The following is an 11,273-nucleotide window of genomic DNA, read 5'->3' as shown; positions in this document are numbered from 1 at the left end:
ATAAATCAAACAAAAATATCCAGGCCGTCTGAAAAGTATTTACAGATGCTTGCAAAAGGGAACACGCTTCGTTACAATAAGCGACTTAGATGAAGGCACATAGCTCAGTTGGTTAGAGCACCACCTTGACATGGTGGGGGTCGTTGGTTCGAGTCCAATTGTGCCTACCAAATTTCCATAACGGCTTTATGCCGTTATTTTTTAATGTTTTGGAGCTTTCTGATGTTGAACATTACCTTGCCGGACGGTTCAGTCCGCCAATATGAATCACCCGTTACCGTGGCGCAAATAGCAGCGTCTATCGGTGCAGGTTTGGCAAAGGCAACGGTAGCGGGCAAGGTTAACGGTAAATTGGTGGATGCTTGCGATCCGATTACCGAAGATGCCCACGTTCAAATCATTACGCCTAAAGACAAAGAAGGCGTGGAAATTATCCGCCACTCCTGCGCGCACTTGGTCGGTCATGCGGTCAAGCAGCTCTACCCTGATGCTAAAATGGTTATCGGCCCGGTGATTGAAGACGGGTTCTATTACGATATCGCAACTGAAAAACCATTTACGCCTGATGATGTGGCCGCTATCGAAGCGCGCATGAAAGAATTGATTGCACAAGACTATGACGTTGTTAAAGTGATGACGCCCCGTGCAGAAACCATCAAAATTTTCCAAGATCGCGGCGAAGAGTACAAACTGCGTCTGATTGAAGACATGCCTGAAGTGGAAGCAATGGGTATGTATCATCATCAAGAATACGTCGATATGTGCCGCGGTCCTCACGTTCCCAATACCCGTTTCTTGAAAAACTTCAAGTTGACCAAACTGGCAGGCGCATACTGGCGCGGTGACAGCAACAATGAAATGCTGCAACGTATTTACGGTACAGCCTGGGCAAGTAAAGACGAATTAAAAGCCTATATCCAGCGCATCGAGGAAGCGGAAAAACGCGACCACCGTAAGCTGGGTAAACAATTGGATTTGTTCCACCTGCAAGATGAAGCGCCGGGTATGGTGTTCTGGCATCCTAAAGGCTGGGCTTTGTGGCAAGTGATTGAGCAGCATATGCGCAAAGAGCTGAATGCTGCCGGTTATAAAGAGGTGAAAACGCCTCAGATTATGGATAAAACCTTCTGGGAAAAATCCGGCCACTGGGAAAATTATAAAGACAATATGTTCGTGACCAGTTCCGAAAAACGCGAATACGCGGTTAAACCGATGAACTGTCCGGGTCATGTTCAGATTTTTAATAACGGCTTGCGCTCATATCGCGATTTACCGATGCGTTTGGCTGAGTTCGGCTCTTGCCACCGCAATGAACCAAGCGGTGCGTTGCATGGTCTGATGCGTGTTCGCGGTTTTGTGCAAGATGATGCGCATATCTTCTGTACCGAAGATCAAATCGTTGATGAAGCACGCGCATTCAATGAGTTGCTGGTTCGCATTTACAAACAATTCGGTTTCCATGATGTTGCCGTGAAGTTGTCCCTCCGCCCTGAACAACGTGCAGGTTCTGACGAAGTTTGGGATAAAGCCGAACAAGGTCTGCGTGATGCGTTGACCGCTTGCGGCGTAGAGTGGGAAGAATTGCCTGGCGAAGGCGCATTCTACGGTCCTAAGATTGAGTACCATGTCAAAGATGCCTTGGGTCGCTCTTGGCAGTGCGGTACCCTGCAATTGGACTTCGTATTGCCGGAGCGTTTGAATGCCGAATATGTAACCGAAAATAACGACCGTGCGCGTCCTGTAATGTTGCACCGTGCAATTTTGGGTTCATTGGAACGCTTCATCGGTATTCTGATTGAAAACCATGCAGGTTCATTCCCATTGTGGCTTGCGCCGGTTCAAATGGTGATTATGAATATCACTGAAAACCAAGCAGATTATTGTCGCGAAGTGGCTGCCAAATTGCAGGCGGCAGGCTTCCGTGTCGAATTGGATTTGCGTAACGAAAAAATCGGTTACAAAATCCGTGACAACAGCCAATACCGCTTCCCTTACCAAATCGTTGTCGGCGATAAAGAGAAACAAGAAAACAAAGTTGCGGTACGCCGCAAAGCAGAAGACTTGGGTTCTTTGAATGTCGATGATTTCATTGCACAATTGCAGCAAGAAATCACTGACGCCCTCGTCAATCATTAATTTTTATAGGAGTATTCATCATCGCTCAAGAACGCGAAGCACGAATCAATGGTGAAATTACCGCCAAAGAAGTGCGATTAATCAGTGAGTCAGGCGATCAGCTTGGTGTCGTTTCAGTTCGTGAGGCTCTGGCTATGGCCGAAGAGCAGGATGTCGATTTGGTAGAGATTTCCCCGACTGCCAAACCGCCCGTATGCAAACTGATGGATTACGGTAAATACAAATACCAACAAGCCAAGAAGCGCGACGAAGCCAAGAAAAACCAAAAGCAGGTACAAATTAAGGAAATTAAATTCCGTCCGGGTACAGATGAAGGCGACTATCAAATCAAGATGCGCAACATCAACCGTTTCCTTGCTGATGGTGACAAAGTCAAAGTAACATTGCGTTTCCGCGGTCGTGAAATGGCCCACCAACAACTGGGTGCCCAACTGCTTGAGCGCGTAAAAGAAGATTTGGCGGAAGTAGCGCAAATCGAGTCTTTCCCTAAAATGGAAGGCCGCCAAATGGTGATGATGATTGCGCCTAAGAAAAAATAAAGCTATAATCCAAGGCTTATTTCGATTGCCGCTCGAAATAAGGTTTAATTAGCGGCAAAAACCGTGGTATTTTGGGTTTCAAGCGTTTGAAATTTATTTCAAAACCCCCTTATACCTTATCTAATAACGAATGGAGTTTTCCAATGCCTAAAATGAAAACCAAGTCTAGCGCGAAAAAACGCTTTAAAGTACTGGGTAACGGTGGTGTAAAACGCGGTCATGCGTTCAAAAGTCACATCCTGACCAAAAAAACCACTAAAACTAAACGTCAATTGCGCGGCACCGCTATGGTGGATTCACGCGATTTGGCTTCTGTTGCTAAAATGTTGCCCTACGCTTAAGGAGTTTAGAATATGCCACGCGTAAAACGCGGTGTTACCGCTCGTGCTCGTCACCAAAAAGTCTTCGCGTTAGCCAAAGGCTATCGCGGTCGTCGTAAAAACGTTTACCGTGTTGCCAAACAAGCGGTAATGAAAGCCGGTCAATATGCATACCGTGACCGTCGCCAACGCAAACGTCAATTCCGTCAACTGTGGATCGTTCGTATCAACGCAGGTGCCCGTGAAAATGGTCTGTCTTACAGTAAATTCATGAACGGCCTGAAACGCGCTGCTATCGAAATCGACCGCAAAGTATTGGCTGATTTGGCTGTATTCGACAAAGCTGCATTTGCACAATTGGTTGAAAAAGCTAAAGCTGCTTTGGCTGCTTAATTCGATAAGATTATTTAAAAAGGAAGCTTATGCTTCCTTTTTTCTTTTCCAAAAGAAACTCTATGTAGTTGATTTTCTTTCTTTAAACTCTATTTTTTTATACTGATTTGCGATAGAATAAGCCTCTCTTATCAAACGGATTGGCCGCAGTAAGACAAAGGGCCGTCTGAACGGGTTTGAAATCAAATCCAACAGACGGCTTTGTTGTTTCAGACGGCCTGCCATCAACAAACAGACAATAAACCAATATGGAAAATGTAAACCGTATCGTTGCAGAAGGTATTGCCGCTATTGAAGCCGCGCAAGACTTCAATGCCTTAGAACAAATTAAAGCACGCTATCTTGGTAAAACCGGAGAATTGACCGGGCTTTTGAAAACTTTGGGTCAAATGTCTCCTGAAGAGCGTAAAACCATAGGCGCGCACATCAATGAATGCAAAAATCAGTTTCAGACGGCCTTTAATGCCAAACGCGATGCTCTGAATGAAGCCAAGCTGCAAGCTCAATTGGCTGCAGAAGCCTTGGATATTACTTTGCCGGGCCGTGCGCAAGAATATGGCGGTTTGCATCCAGTTACTTTGACTTTGCAGCGAGTGGTCGAGTTGTTTCACGGTATGGGTTTTGAAGTGGCGGACGGCCCTGAAATCGAAGACGATTTCCATAATTTCCAAGCCTTGAATATTCCTGCAAATCACCCAGCGCGTGCGATGCAAGATACTTTCTACGTTGAAAACGGCGACGTTTTGCGCACACACACTTCGCCTATCCAAATCCGCTATATGCTCGACAAAAAAGAGCCGCCTATCCGCATTATTGCCCCCGGCCGCGTTTACCGTGTGGACAGTGATGCCACTCACTCGCCTATGTTCCATCAGGCCGAAGGTTTGTGGGTGGAAGAGGGTGTCACTTTTGCCGATTTGAAAGCAGTGTTTACTGACTTTATCCGTCGTTTCTTTGAACGCGATGACCTGCAAGTACGTTTCCGTCCGTCTTTCTTCCCGTTTACCGAGCCTTCTGCCGAAATCGACATCATGGGCGAAAACGGCAAATGGCTGGAAGTAGGCGGTTGCGGTATGGTACATCCTAACGTATTGAAAAACGTCAATATCGACCCTGAAAAATATACTGGTTTCGCCTTTGGTATTGGTCTCGACCGCTTCGCTATGCTGCGTTACAACGTGAACGACTTGCGCCTGTTCTTCGATAATGATTTGAACTTTTTGAAGCAGTTTGCGAAATGATCGTGCAGACTGCCTGAATATGGAAAAGCAGCCTACTCTTGGTTTTCAGGCTGCTTAGGAAAATTCAAATGTAAGATATAAAACATTTGATATTTTGTTGTGAAATTACATTCCTAATTTTGTTTAAAGAGACATAATTTATTGCTTTGTAGAGATTATATAGTTAATTTGGGTTTGGTTCTATGATGATAGGGGCTTCTTTATTTTCGAGTGCAGGGATTGCAGAAACCTACTTGCATAATGCGGGTATTAAGATTATAGCTGCAAATGAATTGGTGCCAGAACGTGCTAATTTATATAAAGCTCTATATCCCGAAAGTAAAATGATTATAGGTGATATACTTCATGAGGAAGTGTTTCAAAATTTAATACAGAGCGTGCCGAATCAATTAGATTTTTTAATTGCTTCTCCTCCTTGTCAAGGCATGAGTGTTGCAGGGAAAAATCGTAACATTCAAGAGATGGCTAATGATAAACGTAATCATTTAATATTCAGAGTAATCGAATTTATTTTATTAAAACGCCCAACTTTTGTTTTGATTGAAAATGTTCCATTTTTTTTAAAAATTAAGTTACCTTATAAGGGGACATTACAAACAGTAGAAGCAATTTTGCAAGATTTATTTGGTTGCGAATATTATATTCAAACTCATATTTTTGATTCTGCCGATTATGGTGTTGCACAACATCGTAAACGAGCTATTATTCGTATGAATAAACATTCAACTATTTGGGGAATGCCGGAAAAAGTTACAAAAACCATTTCTGTTCGTGATGCTATTAGTTTTTTGCCTAGTATTGAGTCTGGACAAAAGTCTAATGTGAAATGGCATTTTGCACGTACACATGCTCCAGAGCACATTATATGGCTAAAAAATACGCCAACAGGACGATCTGCTTTTGATAATATAGAACATTATCCAAAGAAAAAAAATGGTGAAAAAATTAAAAGTTATAATACAACTTATCGCCGTATGGAGTGGGATGCTCCTGCCCCAACTATTACTATTCGTAATGACGCTATCAGTTCACAATTAAATGTTCATCCTGGACGGCCTATGCCTGATGGAACATATTCAGATGCAAGAGTTTTAACACCATTAGAGTTAATGCTTTTAACATCATTACCTATTGATTGGAATATTCCCGACGATACATCAGAATTATTAATTCGGCAATGTATTGGTGAATCTATTCCTCCATTGTTAATTAAAAAAATTGTAGAGAGAATAGGAAAATAGATATGACAACTGCGCGCTGGGTAATAGATAAACATTTACAGAATTTTCATATTTTATGTAAATTTGCAGGTATTTTGAAAACAAATTCTTTTATATCTGTAGAGGATAAAGCTAAGTTATCTGAAAAATTGGAAAAACTAGATTTATACCATAGACGAAATACAGGTAAATCATTGGATGCTACTACTCATAAAATAAAAGAATTATCATTCTATATGTTTGGTTATCGTGATGTGTGTGGGCAAGTTACACAGAAATTCCTGTTCAGTCCATTGGGTAATTTATTTTTGAAACACTTGGATAATAATGAATATATTCAAAAAATTTTTCTTACTATGTTGTGGGCGATACCATTTCCTCATCCGTACATTAAGACTGATGAAAGTATTCAATTATACCCCATGAGACTAATATTTAAGTTGTTATCTGATGAAAGATTGGATTGTAAACTATTTTCTTATGAATATATCTATTTAATTTCATTTGTGAAATCTGCTGATCAGAATAGCTATGAAAAATTAGTACAAGACATTTTGGCGTTACGAACATGTGCTGAAGTAAAAATTAAACATCAATTAACTGCGGAAAATAGTCGTAGTCATGCTTATGTAAATGCAGCACATGAGTGGGAATCTTATTTTTCAAAAACATTGACTGATGCAGGTGTTTTGCAAAAAACAGATGGTAAAATTATTTGCCGTCTAAAGCATGGTAAGACCGAAACATATCGTAAAGTAACATCAAGTGAGTTTTCGATTCCTAAGCAACTTCAGGAATTTGTGAAAAAATTGCAAAGTGCTTATTCGTTTTCAGAAATGCCATTAAATCTGAACGATAGTGATCGTTTGAAAATTGATGTCATTAAGGAAATTTATAGCTTCTATCCAAAAGAGTTATTGGAGGAAATTGGTGAGCTTAAGGATGAAGCAGCATATGAATTATTGCACTTACCTAGGTTGATTGAACAATATGCAGATAATAATAATGGAACAGAGGCATATCTATTTGAAGATGTTCTAGAAATGGGGTTCAATATGTTTTATAACGTAGAAGCTAAAAAAATTGGTGGACCAGGTAATACGGATTTAGAGTGCTTATATATTACGCAAAAGAGAAAATTTGCAGTGGAGGCAAAATCAACTAAAAATAAGTTATCAGGTATTAATTCAGGAAGATTGGAAGATCATAAAAATAAAATTAAGGCCATTTACACAATTGTTGTCACACCACGTTATGTCCCTGCCGTATTATCCGATATTCGTAATTGCCCAATTGTAATTATTCGTGCCAATACATTTGCTGAATTTTTATATAATTGTTTGATTAATCGCTCCAGTATTCCAGAGATTGATTATCGGTATTTTGATGAAATTATTATTAAAAATCTTGGAAAAGATATTAGTTCAGAAATTTCCAATTTGACTATGCAACGGTTTGCAAGTAACACCACAATGGAAGCGTATAGTACATGATAACTATTTCAAATGAAGATAACATGATCTTAATGTCTCGGTATCCTGACAAGTATTTTGATTTGGCAATTGTAGATCCTCCTTATGGGATTTTGAATAAAACTAAACGTGGTGGTGATTATAAATTCAATATGAATGAATACTCACAATGGGATATTAAGCCAGACCAAACTTACTTTAATGAATTATTTCGCGTGTCAAAAAATCAAATTATTTGGGGTGGGAATTATTTTGGCGAGTTATGGTTGAGAAGTGAATATAATAAAGGATTTATTATTTGGGATAAGAATCAACCAGAGACATTAAATAATTTTTCTATGGCGGAAATGGCTTGGTCGTCATTCGATAGGCCATCTAAAATTTTCCGTTTTAGTGTGCGGAAAAATCGTAATAAAACTCACCCAACACAAAAACCAGTCGAATTATATCAGTGGTTGTTAAAAATGTATGCAAAGCAGGGTGATAAGATTTTAGATACACATTTAGGAAGTGGAACTCTTGCTATTGCATGCTGCATTGCACAGTTTGATTTGACAGCTTGTGAAATCAATTCCGATTATTACCAACAATCGATTGAGAAAATAAAAAATAATTTACCTGAAGCTAGAATCAGTTTTGGGCATCCAGGTTATTGTATTATTGAATAACTTAAAAATATAGAGGAATTAACCATGCAATTCTCCTACTCATGGCTGAAAACTCAAGCCAATCCTGATCTTTCTGCCGATAAACTGGAACATCTTTTGACCATGGCCGGTTTGGAAGTGGAAGAGATCGATACTGCTGCCCCTGCTTTCAGTGGTGTGGTTGTTGCCGAAGTAAAATCTGTTGAAAAACATCCTGATGCAGACCGTTTGAATGTTACTCAAGTTGATGCCGGTACGGGCGAGTTGGTTCAGATTGTTTGTGGTGCGCCGAATGTCAAGCCGGGCATTAAAGTGCCGTGTTCCTTGCCGGGTGCCGTTTTGCCGGGCAATTTCAAAATTAAGCCGACTAAAATGCGCGGCGTACCATCAAACGGTATGCTGTGTTCGACCAATGAACTGGGTTTGCCTGATGATGGTGTAGATGGTTTGCACATTCTGCCTGAAGATGCGCCTGTCGGTACTAACATCCGTGAATACTTGGATTTGGACGATACGTTGTTTACGTTGAAAATTACGCCTAACCGCGCTGATTGCTTGAGCGTTAAGGGTATTGCGCGTGAGGTTTCTGCGTTGACGCAATGTGTGTTTACGCCTGTCGAAATTCAGACGGCCTCTATCGGCAGCGAGAAAAAACAGGCTGTCCGTATTGATTCGCCGGCCGACTGTGGTCGTTTTATCAGCCGCGTTATTGAAAATGTCAACGCGAAAGCGCCTACTCCAGATTGGATGAAACAACGTTTGGAACGCAGCGGTATCCGCAGCATTTCCGCATTAGTGGACATCGGCAACTATGTCATGCTGGAAATCGGTCAGCCTATGCATGTTTTCGATGCTGATAAGCTGTCGGGCAGTTTAATTGTCCGCCGTGCTCAAAATGGCGAGACGTTGGCGTGCCTGAACGAGAAGACCGTTACTTTGGCTGACAATACATTGGTGGTCGCTGATGAAAAAGGTGTGTTGAGTTTGGCTGGCTTGATGGGCGGCGAGGCAAGCGCGGTTTCTGATGAGACGCAAAATATTGTGTTGGAAGCTGCTTGGTTTGCTCCAGAGATTATTGCCGGTAAATCCCGTCAATACGGCTTTGGTTCGGATTCTTCTTTCCGCTTTGAACGCGGTGTGGATTACCGCTTGCAAGCTGATGCCATTGAGCGTGCTACCGAATTGGTGTTGCAGATTTGCGGTGGTGTAGCCGGTGAAATGGTTGAGGCACAAGGCAAATTGCCTGAGGCAAAACAGGTCGAATTGCGTTTAGGCCGTCTGAAAACGGTATTGGGCGTTGAAATTCCTGCCGAGCAAGTCGAAATTATCTTGCAACATTTGGGTTTGCAGCCTGAGAAAACCGCAGAAGGCTTCCGTGTCACTTCTCCTAGCTTCCGTTTCGATATCGAAATCGAAGCCGATTTGATTGAAGAAATCGGCCGTGTTTACGGTTATGAAAATATCCCTGACGACTATACTTCAGGCCGTCTGAAAATGTTGGCTCTGCCTGAAACCAAACGTCCGCGTTTTGCGGTTTATAACGAAATGGCGGCTCGCGGTTACCGTGAAGTGGTCAGCTATGCGTTTGTGGATGAGCAATGGGAGCAAGACTTTGCTGCCAATACCCATCCTATCCGCCTGCAAAATCCGTTGGCGGCGCAGTATGCCGTCATGCGTTCTACGCTTATCGGCGGTTTGGTGGAAGTTTTGCAAAACAATTTGAACCGTAAGCAAAACCGTGTACGCGTGTTTGAGATTGCCCGCGTGTTCAGCAAAGATACGGCTGATCAATTTGTTCAAAACGAACGTATCGGCGGTTTGTGGTATGGCTCTGTGTTGCCTGAGCAATGGGGCGAGAAAACTCGCAACGTAGATTTCTACGATATGAAAGCCGATGTTGAGAGCCTCTTGAAAAACAAAGAGGTATCCTTTGTGAAGACCGAACATCCGGCATTGCATCCTGGACGTGCCGCCAATATCGTTTCAGACGGCAAAGTAGTTGGTTTTGTCGGCGAGTTACATCCGAAATGGCTGCAAAAATATGATTTGCCACAAGCGCCGCTGGTGTTTGAAATCGATATGGATGCGGTATTGGGTCGTGAGAAAACCCGTTATCAGACCGTATCCAAATTCCAGCCTGCACGCCGAGATTTGGCATTTGTAATGCCTGAAGCTGTGACGCATGATGATTTGATAAATGCCCTGAAAGCTGCGGCGAACAAGCTGGTTCAAGAAATCAGCGTGTTTGACGTTTACCGCGGTACAGGCGTGCCTGAAGGCATGAAGAGCGTTGCCGTCAAAATTATTTTGCAGGATATGGAAAGCACGCTGACAGATGAAGTCATCGAGCCTTTGGTTGCGAAAATGATTAAAGCCGCAGCCGAAAAAGACGCGCAACTTCGTGCTTAAAACAAGATAAAAGTTGTCGCCAAAAATCGCCAATCATATTTGATTTTTTGGTGAGGACTTGATTTTTAAAAGAATTTTGGTAATAATTGCACCAGTTTGAATGAAGGTAAACACATGACACTAACTAAAGCAGAATTGGCCGATATTTTGGTCGACAAAGTCAGCAACGTCACCAAAAATGATGCCAAAGAAATCGTCGAGCTCTTTTTTGAAGAAATCCGCAGCACTTTGGCGCGTGGCGAAGAAATTAAGATTTCCGGTTTCGGCAATTTCCAATTGCGCGACAAACCTCAACGCCCGGGTCGTAACCCTAAAACCGGCGAAGAAGTGCCGATTACCGCACGCCGTGTGGTAACTTTCCATGCCAGCCAAAAACTTAAAGGCATGGTGGAGCATTACTATGACAAACAACAATAACCCGGTTATTCCTGCCAAGCGTTATTTTACGTTGGATGAGATGTGCCAATTGGTGCAAATCAGTCCGGCTCAGTTTGCCCAATGGCAACATGAAAATAATGTTGTGATTGGATACGGTGGCGATCGATATACGCGCTCAGATGTCGTTAAGTTGTTGAAACTGAAAGATACGTTTGAACCGTATATCGATACGTTCAGCCGTGGCGCTTTGGATGCAAACGGCAACCCTGCCGCTAATGCGGAAGAAGTCCGTCATGGTCTGGTGCAGATTTTGTCTGATTTGGAGCGTCATCTGGGTTCTGAACAACAAAACCACCATGTCGAGCTGTAATCGATAGGGAAATTTTGATCAAAAGTGCGAAGGCATACAAAGATTTGCATAATTGATTCTAATAAAGGCTGTTTGAATGATTTTCAGACGGCCTTTATTGTTTTATATTGCTTTCAAAATATCAGAATCTTGATTGCAAATGATTCTA

11 protein-coding genes and 1 tRNA gene are annotated in these 11,273 nt (G+C 42.2%); all 12 read left to right on the top strand.

Going from position 1 to position 11,273, the window contains the following annotated elements; genetic code table 11:
* Positions 1–93: 93 nt before the first annotated feature.
* A tRNA-Val gene (locus ACTHUT_RS08935) sits at positions 94–170 on the top strand.
* A gap of 52 nt (positions 171–222) precedes the next feature.
* A complete protein-coding gene (thrS, locus tag ACTHUT_RS08930; protein ID WP_003745962.1) occupies positions 223–2,136 on the top strand; it encodes a threonine--tRNA ligase in 1,914 nt (637 codons plus the stop codon).
* A 17-nt stretch (positions 2,137–2,153) separates the two neighbouring features.
* A complete protein-coding gene (infC, locus tag ACTHUT_RS08925; RefSeq protein ID WP_079453755.1) occupies positions 2,154–2,675 on the top strand; it encodes a translation initiation factor IF-3 in 522 nt (173 codons plus the stop codon).
* Positions 2,676–2,818: 143 nt separating this feature from the next.
* Positions 2,819–3,016, top strand: a complete 198-nt coding sequence (gene rpmI / locus ACTHUT_RS08920; protein ID WP_003675505.1) for a 50S ribosomal protein L35 — start codon at positions 2,819–2,821, stop codon at positions 3,014–3,016.
* A 12-nt stretch (positions 3,017–3,028) separates the two neighbouring features.
* The gene (rplT, locus tag ACTHUT_RS08915) at positions 3,029–3,388 is read left to right on the top strand and encodes a 50S ribosomal protein L20 (RefSeq protein ID WP_003675502.1); all 360 of its coding nucleotides are present in this window, start codon (positions 3,029–3,031) and stop codon (positions 3,386–3,388) included.
* 248 nt (positions 3,389–3,636) lie between these two features.
* Entirely contained in the window at positions 3,637–4,629 is a 993-nt protein-coding gene (gene pheS, locus ACTHUT_RS08910; RefSeq protein WP_314060031.1) for a phenylalanine--tRNA ligase subunit alpha, read from the top strand.
* 182 nt (positions 4,630–4,811) lie between these two features.
* Positions 4,812–5,870, top strand: coding sequence for a DNA cytosine methyltransferase (locus ACTHUT_RS08905; protein ID WP_049344094.1), 1,059 nt, complete (start codon positions 4,812–4,814; stop codon positions 5,868–5,870).
* A gap of 2 nt (positions 5,871–5,872) precedes the next feature.
* On the top strand, positions 5,873–7,342 hold the full coding sequence (locus tag ACTHUT_RS08900; protein WP_049344096.1) for a restriction endonuclease: 1,470 nt from the start codon (positions 5,873–5,875) through the stop codon (positions 7,340–7,342).
* Positions 7,339–7,989 carry a DNA-methyltransferase gene (locus tag ACTHUT_RS08895; RefSeq protein WP_002217650.1) on the top strand — a complete coding sequence of 217 codons (651 nt, stop codon included), beginning with the start codon at positions 7,339–7,341 and terminating at the stop codon, positions 7,987–7,989. Before ACTHUT_RS08900 ends, ACTHUT_RS08895 begins: the two co-directional genes overlap by 4 nt.
* A 24-nt stretch (positions 7,990–8,013) precedes the next feature.
* Positions 8,014–10,377, top strand: a complete 2,364-nt coding sequence (gene pheT, locus ACTHUT_RS08890; RefSeq protein WP_440385652.1) for a phenylalanine--tRNA ligase subunit beta — start codon at positions 8,014–8,016, stop codon at positions 10,375–10,377.
* A 114-nt stretch (positions 10,378–10,491) separates the two neighbouring features.
* Positions 10,492–10,794, top strand: coding sequence for an integration host factor subunit alpha (locus ACTHUT_RS08885; RefSeq protein ID WP_003680933.1), 303 nt, complete (start codon positions 10,492–10,494; stop codon positions 10,792–10,794).
* Positions 10,778–11,125, top strand: a complete 348-nt coding sequence (locus tag ACTHUT_RS08880; protein ID WP_440385653.1) for a hypothetical protein — start codon at positions 10,778–10,780, stop codon at positions 11,123–11,125. Before ACTHUT_RS08885 ends, ACTHUT_RS08880 begins: the two co-directional genes overlap by 17 nt.
* The last annotated feature ends 148 nt before the right edge of the window (positions 11,126–11,273 follow it).

This window comes from Neisseria sp. P0022.S010, assembly GCF_051956635.1.
Note: the sequence above shows the minus strand (reverse complement) of the source record. Positions and strands in the feature narration are given on the sequence as shown.